Source organism: Vibrio sp. 2096 (assembly GCF_033339595.1).
GTDB classification, from domain to species: Bacteria; Pseudomonadota; Gammaproteobacteria; order Enterobacterales; family Vibrionaceae; genus Vibrio; species Vibrio alginolyticus.
Genome location: NZ_JAWOUX010000002.1, coordinates 522,709 through 541,139, shown reverse-complemented (window position 1 = coordinate 541,139; position 18,431 = coordinate 522,709). Strand labels below are relative to the sequence as shown.

The window sequence follows — 18,431 nt, the reverse complement described above, 5'->3', positions numbered from 1 at the left end:
CACTCAAGCCCACATAGTTAGGCGTATGAAGTTTATTTATACCCATTTAAAACAACTGGCTCATCTAGCCCTAACTTCACTCTATTTCTTTTAATAAGCGCTTTTGGTAGTGGAATAAACCCAGCATTTCGTACTTGTTGTGTATTGTGGTCGGTTGTAAGGAGTTCAAATAGCTTTGATTTTTTGATCTTCTGATTAGTGTCGAATTGTTTATTTATATAAACGTAATAGACCACGGAAAATGGATAGCGAAGAGAATAGATACAATCTGTGCTCAAAGAGCATGAGTCATCATTATGATGAACAGAGAGAGCCTTGTAGCTCGACCACTGTTCTGAGTATTTAAAATCGGAGTATCGCATATAAGCTTTGGCTGACAAGTCGTCGCTTAAAGCCCGTTTCAATCGGTCTTCATCAAGCATTTGAATCGATGATTGACAACCATTAGAGCTCACATCTGGGTTACTTAAACGCATCTCCCCGAAAGCATACGTATTTGCATCACAGCGTTTCAATTCACTAACGGAAAAACTATCTACCGTACTCTTTTGACTATTGATTACGACAATAGCGTTTGCCATTAAAAACAAACGTGTAGGCCTGTGGCCTCTTTCTCGTTGAAATCGGGAGATGTTTTCATCTGACCATTTCTTAGATGTGATCGCAATAGAGGTTCCGTCATTTAGCATGTCGTTAAAACCACCAGACTGAGATGCAAGCGCTACATTTACATTTGGCTCATCTATCAATGTTTCTATCGTTTCTAGTATCTCTGGTTCGACAAAAATCGATGTTCGAGCCTCAGAGTCAGAAAATGCCAGCGGTGAAATCAAACATGAAGTTAGAGCAAGGAAAGGCAAGACTTTAATTTTCATAATTCAACTCCAACTTCGAATTAGGTGTCAACTCGCTGTCCGAACTAAATATAGTCCACGCTTGTTCAGTACTTTCAGCTTTCGTGTTTACAACAGCAATTGTGCGCCTTTCCCGTTTTTTTAGTTGTACCGTCAATGCCGTATTCTGATAAAACTCTTGCTCTTCAATTCGATTGTCTTGAATGCCGTTTCTCACTAGCAATTCTCGTATAGCTGCCGTTCTTTTCTTTGCCAACGCTTTGTTGTATTCGAGTGACGCTTCAGGGCTTGTGTCTCCTATCAGTATGACTTGCGCATTTGGGTTACTCTGAAGCAATGCTTTCAACTCGCTTAGCGGCATATCATGAGATGACGTTACCTGATGCTCATCCATCGCAAAGAAAAAACTGATCAGGTGTGTCTGCGAGTCGTTGACCCAATTCGCACAGCCTTCACTGTCAACAACGACACCTTTTGGCGTATCTGCGCAGTTATCTCGTTGGTTTATCACGCCATCACTATCATTGTCTTTAAGGTCGTTGTACTGGTAAGTGGTCAACGTCGTATTCGGTGATTCAGCACAGCCTGCTAACATAAAAACTAGAAGACTCGTCACTGCGAATTTATCCATTATTGTTCTCCTTCCAGTTCTCTGGATACTCAACTCGCAACGCATAAGTCAGAATCCCCATCGAGTTGAATAAACGGTAAGTGGCAACCAAATGATCGTACTTTGTTCGGGTATAGTTCCGTCTCGCAACAAACGTTTCAACTTTGGCATCTAATACATCTAACAAACTGCGTCGCCCTACATTGAACTGCTGGATGTACCCTAATTCAGTTACTTTCGCCGCATCAACGTTGACTTTTAAAAACTCCATTTGCTGTTGAAGCAATGTATGTGCGTCCCATGCCAGCCTTACACCTTCATTCGCATCTAGTTCTGCATTTGCTCGAATAGCCCTCGCCTCCTCTACTCGCCAGGCAGATGACTCCACTCGGGAGTCTGTAGAAAAGCCGTTAAAAAGATCGTAGTTGACCGTCAGCATAACCTTTGCATCTTCGTTAATGCCTTCAATATTATCCACGTTGTCTGTTTTGTTGGCTGACAGCTCAAGCTTGAGCTCTGGGTAGTAATCCCCCTTTTCTCTTTTTACTTCATGTCGAGCCGCCTCTAAATCTTTCATCGCCGACTGTATGGATGGGTGCAACCTAACCGCTTGTTTGAGTGCTTCGTCAAGCTTATTCGGAAGCAATTCCTGCGGGTAAACAGGCTCAACTAAGTTTTGCGGCGCTCGACCAACCAAACGTACAAATCTTGTTCTAGCATCGGAAAGATTGTTTTGGGCGGCAATCAATGAGGACTGTGTTGTCGCGACACGCGAAGAAACCTGTGCTAAATCGGAGTTGCTGGTTAAACCTTTTTCTTTTTTATCTAGAATGAAACGGTAGATCTCTTGGTGTTCACTTAGGTTTCTTTCTGTCAGTTTCATCAACTCTCGGGCATGTAAAACATCCACATACGCTCTGACAGTATCTAATGCAACATTTTCCGCAGATGCCAATAAGTCCAAGCGTTCAGCTTCAGCCTCGTAAGATAGGCGATCAACATCAGCACTTGTTTTAAATCCATCAAATAACAGTTGGGAGATTCTTACGCCCATCTCCGTTCTTTCTAATGTTCTATCTTCACTGTCGATGTAGCTTCCGTTGTTATATCGAGTACCTTCGTACCCTGCTGCTGCATACAAATTAACCTGAGGAAGAAATGAACCATTTATGGCATTTCGGTCTCGTACCATCGACTCATAGCGAGAATAGCGAGCAAGCAAACTGGGGGAGCTATCGAGAGATAACGTAACTGACTCCTCTAAAGTCAAAGCGTTTGGCGACGATGATACTGCAAACAAGACCAATAACGTTGATTTAAGCCGCATCTTATATCCTTATGTCTATCTTTCTCTGAGCGAATTCTCTTTCGCACGTAATATAGGTTTTAACCAATAATTCAGTACTGTTTTTTCTCCTGTAAGAATGTCTACCACAACCTGCATTCCCGGGATGATCGTAAACTTATCATCAACCTTGAAAGTAACGTTGGCACGGTAGTAGGCATTGCCCTCTTCATTTTGAAGTGCATCGGCGCTTACGTAGGTCACTTCTCCTTCTAGACCTCCGTAAATGACAAAGTCATAGGCAGACAACTTTACCGTTGCCGGCAGGCCAGGCCTTATGAAGGCGATATTCTGAGGAGAAATTCTCGCTTCAACGATTAACGTGCTATTACGAGGGACTATTTCTAAAATAGGCTCACCCGGCTTAACCACACCTCCGATGGTTCTGACAAAAACATCTTTGATGGTTCCATCGACCGGAGAAAGTAACTGCGTTCGATTCAACTGATCCGCAATCGCCTGACGACTTTCATTGAGCTGCGCTAGTTGCGTCACAACTTCATTGAGCTGCCCTTGTGCCTCTGCCCTAAAAGCAAGCGCAGTACCACGATAATCTGCGATGGATTCAGAATACACAGCCCTTTGCTTTTGGGCAGCAGCTTGTGAACTCGCGATGTCTCCTTTGAGCTTTATAACGTCTCTATTCAGTTTTAATAATTCCACTTCAGCCACCGCGCCACTAGAAACCACCTCTCTCAACATATCTCGCTCTTTCGAGACAATAACCAGACTGCTTTTTAGTGTTTGAATGGTATTCAAGGTATCTAGATAAGCTTGCGATTGTTGCTCAATTCGCAATTTAGCCTCCTCCAGCTCAGACTCCAGTTGGCTCAACCGCTCAAGATAGTTTGCTTTGGCATTCAGATAGGCAGAGTGGCCGGTCATCGAAATATCAAATGGCTGAGGCTCGATACTCACTTGTTGTTTCCAATCCAGTTGGAGGCTATTCACTTTTACCGTTTCTAATTCAATTTGAAGCCTCTGCTTTCTGGCGAGCAAAGATTCAACTTGTTCAGAGGTCTCCGAATAGGTCGACTTAAACCTTGTATCATCCAGAATAGCGATGGTTTGCCCCTTAGTGACGCTTTCACCAGGCATGACAAGTAACTCCTTTAGAATGCCTCCCTCTAAGCTCTGAATCGTCTGAACAGACAAAGTAGGAACAACCTTTCCTTCGCCGACAACCACTTCGTCTAACCTCGCCCACGAGGCCCAAATAATCACACTTAGCACTAACGCGGCAGACAACCAAATCAACGTTCTCGAACGGTTTGCTAAATGAGCATTACTCCAACGAACTGTGCTCATCATTGACCTCCTTCGCGTACAATTGATACTGCGCGTACTCTGTTCGTCTTCGCGTTAGACTGTTGTTTAGCAAAAATTTCTTGGGGCGCTCCTTCCCTCAAAATTGTGCCTTTATCAAGCACAACAATTCGATCACAAAGCGATAATAAGGAATGTTTATGAGAGCTAATAATCATCGTCGTCGAGTGCGGCAACGATTTGAGAGCATTAAACAATGCATTCTCAGCAGGCTGGTCTAAGGAACTGGTTGGCTCATCTAAAATTAATGCTGTTGGGTTTCGATAAAAAGCTCTTGAAATCGCTACAGCTTGCCTTTGCCCCCCCGACAAATAACGCCCTCCTTCTCCGACTTGCGTTTCTAGACCATGAGGAAGGCGACTCATGTACTGGTTCAAACCCGATAATTCTATCGCACGGCGTAATCGTTCTTGATCAATAACATGATGTCCTAATACTATGTTTTCCATAATGCTGCCGTATATAAGATGCGAATCTTGGCCAACCCAACCCGTTTTCTCTCTTATCAATTCGGCAGGCCAAAGCTGACTGTCAATGTCATCGAAATAAACGCTGCCCTGTGAGGCACTTAGTTGATTGGTCATAATGGAAAGGAGTGTTGACTTTCCTGCTCCTGCACTACCAATAACGCCAACGCGTTCGCCTTGCTTGATAGTAAGATTAATATCTCTCAAACATGGCATATCAACATCTGGGTATTGGAAGCTCACGTTTTCTAAACGTATATTCCCTGTAAATTCGGCAGACGTAATGACCTGACTGCGTTGCGCCTCCTGAGGTAAAGACATGATAGAATTTAAGCCTTCAACCGCTGTTTTTGTCTGTTGATAGCGAAGTAACAACATAGCTAACTGGTTAATCGCCCCTGCAGCACGACCGCTAAGCATGACAATAGCAATGAGCCCCCCCATGCTGAGCAATCCCTCAGAAATTCTGTACACGCCTGTTACAAGTAACATTACGGTAATTATCTGCTGGCTAGATTGAATGGAGTAAGCAACGATATTCGAATAGTTTCGCGATTGATTTTGCCAATCAGAAAGCATGGATACCGTTTGCTCCCAACGCTTTTGTGCTTCTCCCGTAGCGTTATTTTGCTTAATCTCTTTTAAAGAGGACAATGAATCAAACAAGTGAGCTTGTCGCTTCATGGATAGTGCAGCACTTTCCGTATGTGATTGTTCTATTTTTGCTTTTACCGCAAAGCCAAGGATCAGCAGGATAAACATGACGGCAATAGGTATGAACATCATTGCCCCACCTAGCCAACCTATTAAGACTAAAAATAACAACGTAAATGGGAGATCAACTAAGGTCACAAGAGATGCAGAAGTAAAAAAATCGCGAACACTATCAAAATCTTGTAGTTGTCGAGCGAATGCACCGACTGATGCAGGACGGTGTTCAAGTTTCATCCCCATAACTTTAGAAAAAAGTATCGAAGAAAGCTTGTTATCGATGTACTTACCCGCTGTATCAGTGACAACTCCCCTTGCTTTACGCAATAGCCAATCAAAAATAATGATGACGGAGACACCAGCGACCAAAACCCATAATGTACTGAAAGCTTGATTAGGCACTACACGATCGTAAACGTTCATAGTGAAAAGCGGAATAACTAGCGCTAGCATATTGATAAGGAAAGAGGCAATCAAAAGATCTCGATACCACGGAGACATTTCTTTCACTACGGCGAAAAGCCAATGTTCATTGTAATCCGCTTGAATAGAACTTATCCGTTTGTCCAGCTCTGGACGCATAGAAACTTGCCATGCTTGAGGCTGGAATTGATTCTGCAGTTCCTCGCTCGTAACGTATTGCGTTTCACTCTGGTCTTCACTAAATAACGTGACTTGATAATCGCTGTTATGTCGCTCAGATATAATAGCGGGTTGTAACGTCTTCCTATTGATTACCACCAATGGAAAGCTCAACATTGCGGTGGATTTTAAATCGATTAATGTGAGTTCAAGATCGGCTCGCTCAGCGGCTCTGATGAATAAGTTACTATCCAATCTACCCTCAGCAAGAGGTAATCCAGAAAGCACCTTTTTTGTATGGTGTCTAACTTCAAAATAACGCATCAACCAAGTTAACGATTGCCCCCAAGGATCGTTAGTCAGCTCACTTGATGAGGATGAGTGATGCTTCATGACATACCACCTACTAGCAAGTTGTTGTCATCAATCATCTTCTGTAAGACATTTTCTTCGGCTACGCCAGTCGAGTCACCTTTGTAAAGCTGATCGAGAGTGACGCCCTGCATAAGAATCTGTTGTTTTGTCCCCGTCTCTTCTGGTTTTATGTGAAGCGTTACGCCATCATCATTCTCTGTTAAATCGAGCTTATTATCGACTTCTGTTATCGAGGTAGCGGTGATTATCGAGGCGATGTCAATTGTGTCATTATCATCACCAATAACGGATATTTGGAAATCGTTGATCACATCGTACGAGGGCTTTAACTCGTTACCGAGCCCTGAACTGTCAAACTGGAATACATCGCTGCCACTTCCTCCAATAAGCAAATCATTAGCATCTGTCGCAAGTAAAGTTTGGCCCCCTTCTTCCACTAAGGTAACGTTGACTGTCTGAGCAGCACCTTCTGCGACTGTAGCACCCAGTGTTGCAATCGGTTTTATCGACAACGTAAAATCACTTGCACCGCTAAACCCGCCAACGATGGAAAGATCAGCGACATCCTCTTGATCAACAGTATAAATGCCGTTCAATCTTTCACCATGACTCAACTCTAGATCTGTTGGTAATCCGCGAATCTCCACACTTCCAAACTCTTCGGGTGCAGGATTGACCAAATTCATGCTCAACCCCAAAGGAATACTCCCAGACGCTTCAGACACAATAGACTGATAATCGGCCGTTAGTGTTGGCTCATCAGCTTCAGGGGTAACAACAATGGTTAGATCGGTGCTTTGCACATCTCCAAAATCGGTTTCGAGTTTCCCTGACACTATCGCTTGATCAAACGTTCTAACATTGAGAGCAACATCCATCGTTCCAAATGCATCCTTGGGAACGAACTCCAAACCTGACACTTCATTTGCTCGCACTAATACCGTCGCCACGGCATTGCCCGCGTCATCGAAGGTAAAGGATGAGAATTGAGTCCCGATACGAATCCTACCTAAGCCTTCCAATGCAGAGGGTTCAGAGCTTGCTTTGATCAACATCGACACTTCTATATATTCGTTGCTATTTGTTTCAAAACCGCTCGCTAAAAAGTCAATCGAAATGGAATCACCTTCATCTCCAGTGAACGTGTTAGAGGTTGTATTCAACGATACATCATCGCCAATCGGTTTTACGCCGACGTTGAACTGAGAAGTGGTATAGTTATAGTCGTTTGATCCAGACTCTTGGGTAATAGCTTGCAGTGTTAGTGGAATATCCCCACTAAAATCTAGTGGCGGTAGAAAGTAAACCTTATCAAGTTGTGCTTGAGTTAACTGCCACTCCTTGCTCTCACCATCCGTTGAACCGTTATTAGGGAGTAATTCGAACGTCCCATTATTGTCCCAAACCAACACGGCTCCGTCTGGCACTCCTGTCATGACCAAAGACATCGACTCAGAACCATCTTGATCGATTAGTGATGCAGATAAGTTTCCTAAATAAATATAATTATCTTCATCACCAACTACGTCTTCTGTTTCCAGAACCGCTTTATCAACCACTGGGGCAACGGTAACGGTAACTTCTGTTGATTTAGTTTGAGTATCTTTCGCACTGTCAGTACTTAAACAACTTCCCGTGACTTCATCAGTAATGTTTGCGTCAACGGAAATAACAAACTCTCCACTGTAGTTTTCAGGTGGGATTAGCTGAATTTCGTTTAGACGCGTAGCATCTGTCACTACCCATGTTCCATCACCGTTGTCAATGAGTAGGCTCGGGTCCACGGCAGTAAACCGCGCATTCTCGTCAGATACAGATAAAGAAACCCAATTGACACTTTCAAGGCCAGTCGCTGCGTCACCTTCTCCAGTAATGGACTGCATTGGCCCTTCACTATCGCCCAATACAAGAGCAAGATTCAGGTTGGTTATAGTATCTTCTTGAACCGTAACTTGGCTTGGTGCTATCGCGATATCATCGACAGCAGGAGAGATTTGTACCGTAATGGTCTGAGAGGTTGTTTTCGAGTCACCATCGCATGGGGCCGTTTCTGTCACTTCTAAATTGAAAGTAATGCATCCAGCAAAGTCCTCATCCACGCCAGTAAGCGTCAAGGAAGACAATCCAGCGCTAGAAATTGAATAACCCAACAGATTGCCCGCATTATCATAAGCAGGTATCACCCCTTCGCCAGTAAGCTCGACTCCTTCAGGTAAAGAATCTGCGGCGACAAAGAAGGAAACTAAGTTATCATCACTACTCGCCACATCAGGGTTTAAAAACGCCCCAATTGAGACATCTTCACCTTCTTTACCTACAATATCCCCACTTTGAACGCTTCCTGGTTCACCAGGATCAGCACACTGGTCTCCATCTCCTTCATGGCCAGTAATTTGAATTTGGAACTGACCTGTGATGTATTGAGCATCCGTTCCATCTCGAACATACGCTAACACATTCACATCAAGTATCTCTGTGTTAGATGGGCTATAAATCGATGCGCTAGCAAGCAAATCTTGAGCGGTTTCCAACACGCTATCACTTGTGATTCCTTCCATTGGAATCAGCCAGTTCCCATCGGCATCTTGAGAAGCACCATTCGGATGAGTAACAATGAGGTCTTGACCCTGCGGTATCTGTAAAACGATGTAATCGAGATACTCTGAACCATCAATATCCGCTTCTGTAAATGTAATGCCTCCACTCACGTCGACAGCAGACCCATCCGTACTTGTGAATACTTCAGTCGCGCCTTCTAAACGTGTTTTGTCAATATCTTCATTACCAATATCCACTTTGCCAGAAACCACGACGCTCAAAGAGCCATTGATTGCCTTTACATCAGTCTCCATCGTCGGAGACGTGTCTGTCACTTCGTACTGAACTTCCAGGCTAAATGTCCCACTTAGGTCTTCATTAGCTTTTACAGTGATTCGTCCACTGTTTAACAACTCAGATAATGTTGCCGAGCTACCATCAAGTAGTTCATTGAGCTCTAACGGTAAGTTACTTTCCTCTACTGCATTACCATCAAAGTAAAGCGTTAAGCCATCTGGAATGGATACAATGGTGTATCCTGTCAAGGACTCACTAGAATCTATATCTTGATTAACGACAGGCTCAAGATTTAGTGTGATGAAATTGTCCTCAATACCATTGCTTTGTAATTCTTGGCCGTCAGTTTGATCAACAATAGGTGAGATTTCCATTTCCACTTTAAGAGGGGTTTCAGCAGAATCACCATCCGGCTCTGTTGAAACGACGATAACATCCATGCTCAGTGTTCCACTAAAATCTTGCTCTGTTTTGAGGTAAGTGTTTTCAAGAACAGCGTTCGAGACCTGATAAACTGGCCCCGTTATTGGGTCCACGTATGCAATTGGAAGAACAATAGGGTCACCATTTACATCTGTCAGTTGTGTTCCCACAGGGATGTTCTGAAGCAAGATATTAATTTCTTCTGATAGATCGTCGTCTGATGTCTGGATGATAAAATCCAGTTGTATCAGGTTATCTTCGTCTAACGTAGAGAGATTACTAATTACTTTAGTCGCTTGATCATATTGCCAATTCCCCTGTCCACCATCTAGGACAATTGGTTCATCGACCACGCCTTTTAGCTTAATGTCAATGGTTGCAGATTGGCTCTCGGCGGTTTCATTAAGAGGTGCTAAGCCATCAATAGTCGACTCTGTTGAAATGGCGGTTACTTGAAGGGATAGAGATTCAGTAAATGAGCTGATATCCGATTTTGGTTGAAGTAACGCCTCTGAATTGGCTAGAGCATTGGAGGTCACTAGGTAGGTATTAATACCGATAAGCGTAATCCCAGCTCCGACAGGCAATGTCCAACCATCTTGAACTTCTATGCGATAAGAAAGAGACTCCGAGCCATCTGTGTCAGTGAGCCGCCCTAGGATGTAATCTTTTAAGTCAATCGCTTGGTCTTCAAGCCCCTGAATGTTTTTAACGGTCAGCGTAGGCACATCGGCATCTGGAGATATATCGATAACAACTTGCTCAGTGATCTCCGCTGTTTTATCTTGCTCATCGGCAAACACACTACCCGACTCAGTCGTTACTGCCGTTACATCAAAAGTAAATCTTCCGGCTAAGTTTTCGTTAGATGTGATTTCAATTTGATCTAACTCGGATTGGCTATACGCTTTCCCTTCCTCAATAGCACTTCCGTTAAGTGTTAATATAAGTCCATCTGGAATATTCGAAATTTGGTAGTGGAGCGTTTCAGAACCGTCTTGGTCAAACTTTTCAGCGACAATATTGAGTGAAAGTGATTCAGCGGAATCTTCAACACTTTGATAAGAAAAGTCCGAATCATTAGACCACTCTGGCAAATCTGCAACCGGTAAAACGTTAACATTTAACGTATTATTGCCTTGTAATACAAAACCATCTGGTTCGACATCAGATACGATTAATGCAGACACTGCTAACGAAACTTTGATAGTGTTGCCCGACAGGTTTAGTGCTGGTTGATAAGTGAGATCACCATTTGGAACAGTGAATATACCCACCCCCATTAGCTCTGTACCAGAAAGACTAATAAATCCGTCATTATCATCATCTTCAAGGCGCGCTCCGTCTAAAAACAGAGCCCCTCCTTGTAGAGATTCAACAGAGATCCTTATCGCTTCAACACGCTCATTATTCTCCGTATCCCCAGGAGAAACTCTAATCGGTAACGCGACTGGCGTAGGGTCTCCACTATTATTCGCGCCATTATCTTCTAACGTATCTACATTAACGGTTCGAATAAAGCCCCTAGCATCATCAAGAATTAATTGAGCTTCACTGCTTGCTTGGTCACCGTCTGCATCCGTCACAGTTATCGTTAGATCATCAAGCAAACCACCTACAGGCGTATTAACAATAAGCTCGGTAGTTAGCGTAAATGTCCCATCTTGAGCAATAGTCAGCGTTCCATATTTTAAGTTACCATCACTACTATTGATTAAATCGATGGTCCAAGCATCATTGCTAAATACCGAACTCGCCGTATCGTATGTTTCACCTGCATAGGTCAAACTTGAAATCAACGTGCCATCTGAACTGATTAAGTCGGCATTATTGCTAAACCAGTTTCCCGAAAACTCATCCCCCTCGGTAAGTTCAATTTCTATTGGTGAGCTTGTGTCTTCGGGGATATCATCCACTACACTAACGGTATATATCTCAGCTTCAGACTGGTCGCCATCCTTATCAACGGCATAAATTGAAAAACTGAGTTCTAATGTGTTCTCGTCCGCTGGAACACCGTCAGGTTCATCGTGTTCAAGTGCACGGTATAGATCAAACTCGACAGTCCCATCGGTATTAAATCTAATTCTAAAGACGTCTTGCTCGCTTTCATCTCTTGCATATAACCAACCATTCGAGTCCGGTGAATCAAGCGCAACCAGGCTGCCACTACTTGTTTTATAGCCGAGCGCATTGAACATATCGATATTCACGCTCACACTGGCGATAGAGTCTGAACCTTGTACTAGCGTAATGGATGGTGACGAGCCCTCGATGCCAGAATCAAGCGAATCATCATTCAACCCGCTTTCATTGACTGTGATTCCCTCTGTAATTACTAGTTCCGGAAACAAGCCATCATAGACCTGTATGTTGGACTCCGTAGAGATCTCGCTTCCATCAGAATCTCTCGCCACGATGGGCATAGAGATCGACAATTGCGTCCCATCACCTAAAACATGGTCAAGCGAGTGATAAAGCTCTACAGTTACATTAACGGTAGACGTATCATTTGATGGCAAAGAGAAGTCACTAGGTAACGTGACCCTAAATACAACGTCTCCAGTGTCTGAAATTGCGTCAAAGCTTCCATCATTGTTATCGTACCAAGTGACAGCCTCTCCGTTATAAGTAACAGCATCACCAAGCGTAGTTTTGACAGTATCTCCATCATTTATGTCAACACCCAGATACACAATCGGATCGAATGATGACGTAACTATCACATCCGTATTCGCTATGGCTGAAACCCCATCAGGAGCAATGTTTGTATCGACAGGTGTTTCGGTTAACTCGACATTGCCACTATTGATTAGCGCTTGTCCATTGTCGTTATCTATCACATTAATGTCTAAAACGACCGACGTGTTATCTTGGTCTGAGTCCATTGCAGTAACAACGAGAGGTACGTTTGGATCAGTATTTTCTTGTTGGTCGAGAGCCTGAAAAAGCTCAAAGGAGTAGGTAATGTCGCCATTTGCATCAATAGGTAAAGAAGCATTGAGGATAGCTTGAAAGATGGGAATCTGAGTTTGCCCATCTTCGTCAAGAATATAACCATCAAGTGTTTTGCCATCCGCAGAGACTTGATAAAGCACAACTTGTTCACCACTCGTCAACAAGGGTTGTTCAGAGACGATGAACGACAAAGATTCGAGGTAATCACTGCCAACCTCAACTTGAAAATTCCCTGAGCTCAACACACCTCCATTTGCGAGATCAGATTCTTTTACTTCTACCCCATTCAAATTATTTAAAGTTGGGTCTGCGCCATCCTTTAGAACATAGTCAATTTCATTCTCTACAAGCGGTGTGGCATCTAAATCTACGCCACCAATGGTCAACGGGAAAGTGACCGTATCACTGCTATTGAATTGATCGATAGGGTGCTCAAGAGTAAGCGAAATTGAAGCTAATACATCGTTACCCGACTCAACGCCACTCAACGTTAACGTAAATACAGTGACACCATTCGCAAATGCTGTAATTTGCTTTCCACTGGAACTTAACGTGTAGCTAAGCTCATTATCAGAGACTGAGCTTGTAAGCCCTAATGCTTCTAACTTAGTAATAGATGACCCACCGAAATGCAAACTACTCGGATCCGGATTGTCAGATCCCGCGACAATATTAACAGTTCCTTCAGAGTTCAATATCGGGCCATCCAAAGGGACTTCTGTTACGTCTATAGTCGCATTGCCTACGTAACCTGCTTGTCCATCACTAATATCAATCGTCGCGTTAGCCAAGCCATAGTCTTGGGAGTCATCTGCAGCTAAATAGCTGAAAGAAACACTTTGCTCGACCGAATGATCTAGGTTTCGACCTGCATCAAACTGCCAAGAGCCATCAGAAAATACGGTTAATTCGCCTTTTTCTAAACTAAAACTTACGGATCCCCCCTCTAGAATTGACTTCTGCTCCCCGCCAGCCTCTACAAATTTCACATAAAGTGTTCCATCAAGATCAATATCATTTTCAAGTAGATTGCCCGTAATTGTTTGATCTTCTGCGACTGAGTATGTGTCATCTCTAATCACCGGATCAGAGTCATAAATAGTAATCGTTAACGGTGCCACAACCGTCTCTTGTGTACCGTCAGCATCACTTTGAATGCTTTCAACCAATACGTTAGTCACCAGCTCATCTTGACCTACACCATGATCAATCGCTTCATAAAAAGTAATTTGAACCGTACCATCATCATTGACCTCTGCAGAGAAAACTAATCGGTCGTCAGTCGATGTTCCTTGTAAGCTCAACCCATCTTCTGCAACAACAACATTTATAGATTGACCGACCGATGTAAGCGCACTCAAACTTGGTTGCTCTGCATGCAGTGCTGGCACACCATTTTCTATGTTGATGGCTGCCGAGCAGCTTTGCTCACCAAAAAATCCAACGATGTTTTCAGAAAATACCGTTGAACCGGGTAGCACTATTGTCGGCATGGTATCTACCGCGTGGTTGCCGGCGGCATCCAACACTTCTGCTTCAATGGTCCACGTGTTGTTTAGATTGAGAGTGTTTACGTCAATTGCGGTTACTGTCCACGAACCTGACGCATCAACAAGGCCAGTAAAATTCAGCGTGCTGTCTCCGTCACTTACCCGAATCGTCACCGCCAGACCTTGCTCTACACCACTGGTTGTTCCTCTCATTTCCGTGACTATACCCTCACGGAAATCATCAATGGCAAGACCACCGCTAATATAAAAATCCGTATCGATATCAATGGTGGGAGCAGTGGCATCTATGGTCGTAGCCTCATCCATCGCTTTCGCTTGGTTGCCCGCCACATCATTCACGGAGGCTGATACGGTTAACGCCCCATCGGCTAACGTGGATAAGTTCGCCCCTTCGACTTGCCACATACCATCAACGACAACGGTATTGAACGAGAGCATCACCCCTGAGCTGTCTTGAACCGTGACAGAGACCGTCTGACCATTTTCAACATCACTGACTTGCCCTGACAAAGTGACAGATTGGCGCTCTTCAATGTTTAAATAGCCGTCTCCGCCATCGTCAACGTCCACCGTCACACTTGCGAGCGTATCTTTGATGATGGTGTTTTCACTGGTTGCAGGGTTGCCCGCTATATCTATACTCTCAGCAACAACGGTCAGCGTACCTTCAGACAACCCAGAAAGGTCAACGTCGTCCAGAGACCAACTTCCACCAGTCACCACCGTTTCTAAGTTTATGACCGCTCCTAACGAGTCGGTTACCGTAACTTGGATACGCTGGCCATCTTCAATGTTTTCAATCGTCCCTTCGAGGCGAGTAGTCGCGATTTCGTACTGATTTAAATACTCATCCCCTCCACCATCAAAATTGACGTTCACCGTTGCAAGCGTATCTTTAATGGTCGTATCGACGGCGTTCAGGTTATTGCCATAAATGTCAGAAACCATAGAAGTCACCGTGAGCGGCCCTTCAGCAAGAGAAGACAGATCAACGCCTGATAGGGTATAAGCCTCGTTCTCTACGGTCGTTGTAACAGTAATGGAATTATTGAGACTGTCGGTAATGGTGATAGTAACAAGCCACTCATCGCTTATCTTGAGTGCGTCACCTTGAATCGTGACACTAGGAACTTCAAACTGGTTTTCGTATCCATCACCGCCATCAAGAATATCCACCGTTAAAGAGGCATCATCGTTCAAACCTTCAATTGCCTCTAAGGTAATATCCAATGTTACGGAGGTGGTGTCACCGTCTGAATCTGTTGCATTAACTAACAATGGTATATCCAGGATTTGATCTTTTGACAGATCGAAAGAGCGATATAATTCAAAGGAATACTCTATTTCACTACTCGACTCTACAGGTAATGTGGATAATAGTTTCGATTGAAAAATATTTACTTCCACCCCACCTTCTAAGATATAGCCAGTAATTGTCGTACCGTCATCAGACAGACGGTAAAGCAACTCACTTTCACTACTCACTAATGTGGGCTGGTTTAATTCGCTAAATCGAAGAGAGTCAACATAATCACTCCCGATATCGAGTTGAAGGCTCCCTGTCTTAAAGATTGCCCCACTTTCTAGATTAATCTCCTCCATTGCAACAACAGTCAAGTTGCTCAACGTAGGATCAACACCATCTTTCAACACGAAATCAATTTCATTCTCTACAAGCGGTGTGGAGTCTAGATCTGTCCCTCCAATGGTCAGCGGGAAGGTTACCGTATCACTACTATTGAATTGATCGATAGGATGATCAAGAGTAAGCGAGATTGAAGCTAGTACATCGTTACCCGACTCAATGCCACTCAATGTTAACGTAAATACAGTCACACCATTGGCAAATGCTGTGATTTGCTTTCCACTGGAACTTAACGTGTAGCTAAGCTCATTATCAGAGACTGAGCTTGTAAGCCCTAATGCCTCTAACTTAGTAATGGATGCCCCACCAAAATACAAACTAGTCGGATCAGGGTTATCAGAGCCAGCAATCACATTAACACTGCCTTCGGTGGTTAATAATGCCTCTCCCAGAGGTACTTCTGCTGTGTTTATAGTAGCGCTGCCTACATAACCCGCTTGGCCATCTATAATGTCGATAGTTGCGGTTGCTACACCGTAATCTTTTGAATCATCGGCTGCGAGATAATCAAATACGATACTTTGCTCAACCGTGTGATCTAAGTTGCGACTGGCATTCAACTGCCAAGAGCCATCTGAAAATACGGTTAATTCACCCTTCTCTAGACTAAAACTTACTGAGCCACCATCAGGGACAGACTGGATCTCTCCTCCGGCTCTGACATATCGAATGTACAAGTCACCATCAATATCAATGTCATTCTCCAGTACATTGCCAGAAATGACTTGGCCTTCGGTTACACTATATGACTCATTTGCGATCACTGGGTCGGCATCACTGATGACGATTTCTAGGGGAGCCACAACAGCCTCTTGTGTACCGTCAGCATCACTTTGAGTGCTTTCAACCAATACGTTAGTCACCAGCTCATCTTGACCTACACCATGATCAATCGCTTCATAAAAAGTAATTTGAACCGTACCATCATCATTGACCTCTGCAGAGAAAACTAATCGGTCGTCAGTCGATGTTCCTTGTAAGCTCAACCCATCTTCTGCAACAACAACATTTATAGATTGACCGACCGATGTAAGCGCACTCAAACTTGGTTGCTCTGCATGCAGTGCTGGCACACCATTTTCTATGTTGATGGCTGCCGAGCAGCTTTGCTCACCAAAAAATCCAACGATGTTTTCAGAAAATACCGTTGAACCGGGTAGCACTATTGTCGGCATGGTATCTACCGCGTGGTTGCCGGCGGCATCCAACACTTCTGCTTCAATGGTCCACGTGTTGTTTAGATTGAGAGTGTTTACGTCAATTGCGGTTACTGTCCACGAACCTGACGCATCAACAAGGCCAGTAAAATTCAGCGTGCTGTCTCCGTCACTTACCCGAATCGTCACCGCCAGACCTTGCTCTACACCACTGGTTGTTCCTCTCATTTCCGTGACTATACCCTCACGGAAATCATCAATGGCAAGACCACCGCTAATATAAAAATCCGTATCGATATCAATGGTGGGAGCAGTGGCATCTATGGTCGTAGCCTCATCCATCGCTTTCGCTTGGTTGCCCGCCACATCATTCACGGAGGCTGATACGGTTAACGCCCCATCGGCTAACGTGGATAAGTTCGCCCCTTCGACTTGCCACATACCATCAACGACAACGGTATTGAACGAGAGCATCACCCCTGAGCTGTCTTGAACCGTGACAGAGACCGTCTGACCATTTTCAACATCACTGACTTGCCCTGACAAAGTGACAGATTGGCGCTCTTCAATGTTTAAATAGCCGTCTCCGCCATCGTCAACGTCCACCGTCACACTTGCGAGCGTATCTTTGATGATGGTGTTTTCACTGGTTGCAGGGTTGCCCGCTATATCTATACTCTCAGCAACAACGGTCAGCGTACCTTCAGACAACCCAGAAAGGTCAACGTCGTCCAGAGACCAACTTCCACCAGTCACCACCGTTTCTAAGTTTATGACCGCTCCTAACGAGTCGGTTACCGTAACTTGGATACGCTGGCCATCTTCAATGTTTTCAATCGTCCCTTCGAGGCGAGTAGTCGCGATTTCGTACTGATTTAAATACTCATCCCCTCCACCATCAAAATTGACGTTCACCGTTGCAAGCGTATCTTTAATGGTCGTATCGACGGCGTTCAGGTTATTGCCATAAATGTCAGAAACCATAGAAGTCACCGTGAGCGGCCCTTCAGCAAGAGAAGACAGATCAACGCCTGATAGGGTATAAGCCTCGTTCTCTACGGTCGTTGTAACAGTAATGGAATTATTGAGACTGTCGGTAATGGTGATAGTAACAAGCCACTCATCGCTTATCTTGAGTGCGTCACCTTGAATCGTGACACTAGGAACTTCAAACTGGTTTTCGTATCCATCACCGCCATCAAGAATATCCACCGTTAATATAGCATCGGGATTCAACCGCTCAGGAGCCTGAGTCTCAGAAGTTGGGTTCTCTCTTTCTTGCACTGCTGGCCTAGTAACATAGCCATTAGAAACGAGTTGCTCAGGTAAAACAGCGCGAATATAGGCAACAAAACTTAACCCACCAGAAGACTCACTAAAATCTCGAACGCTCTGATTAAAAGTGGATTCAATACCGTTTTGAGATGCAATTAAAAGATCATTCGAACTCGATTCATCCTCACTTGTTGTATCTTCATTAAATGCAATATCGAGAATGTCAGTATTAAGAACAACCACCTCTACTTCTGGAACTAATTGTTCGTTGGGCAACATTTGGATCCAAGAACCGTCACTTAAAACCGCCCAAAGAACATTACCGATTTGAATGTAGAGTATTGGCTGCATAATTCG

The 18,431-nt window shown here is 44.0% G+C and carries 6 protein-coding genes; all 6 read right to left on the bottom strand.

The genetic code is table 11. The features are described from left to right. Positions 1-32 precede the first annotated feature (32 nt). From R7Q41_RS05710 to R7Q41_RS05685, 6 genes are read right to left on the bottom strand one after another with little or no spacing between them, the layout of a single operon-like run. The gene (locus R7Q41_RS05710) at positions 33-875 is read right to left on the bottom strand and encodes a hypothetical protein (RefSeq protein ID WP_054574114.1); all 843 of its coding nucleotides are present in this window, start codon (positions 873-875) and stop codon (positions 33-35) included. Then, positions 865-1,485 carry an OmpA family protein gene (locus R7Q41_RS05705; protein WP_054574113.1) on the bottom strand — a complete coding sequence of 207 codons (621 nt, stop codon included), beginning with the start codon at positions 1,483-1,485 and terminating at the stop codon, positions 865-867. Before R7Q41_RS05705 ends, R7Q41_RS05710 begins: the two co-directional genes overlap by 11 nt. Continuing rightward, positions 1,478-2,791, bottom strand: coding sequence for a TolC family outer membrane protein (locus R7Q41_RS05700; protein ID WP_258494240.1), 1,314 nt, complete (start codon positions 2,789-2,791; stop codon positions 1,478-1,480). Before R7Q41_RS05700 ends, R7Q41_RS05705 begins: the two co-directional genes overlap by 8 nt. A gap of 15 nt (positions 2,792-2,806) precedes the next feature. Continuing rightward, complete coding sequence (locus R7Q41_RS05695) at positions 2,807-4,120, bottom strand: HlyD family type I secretion periplasmic adaptor subunit (RefSeq protein ID WP_021033865.1); 1,314 nt, start codon at positions 4,118-4,120, stop codon at positions 2,807-2,809. Then, positions 4,117-6,288 carry a type I secretion system permease/ATPase gene (locus tag R7Q41_RS05690; protein WP_258494239.1) on the bottom strand — a complete coding sequence of 724 codons (2,172 nt, stop codon included), beginning with the start codon at positions 6,286-6,288 and terminating at the stop codon, positions 4,117-4,119. Before R7Q41_RS05690 ends, R7Q41_RS05695 begins: the two co-directional genes overlap by 4 nt. Beyond that, positions 6,285-18,425, bottom strand: a complete 12,141-nt coding sequence (locus R7Q41_RS05685) for an Ig-like domain-containing protein (RefSeq protein WP_318144408.1) — start codon at positions 18,423-18,425, stop codon at positions 6,285-6,287. The genes R7Q41_RS05690 and R7Q41_RS05685 overlap by 4 nt, the downstream gene beginning before the upstream one ends. Positions 18,426-18,431: the final 6 nt, after the last annotated feature.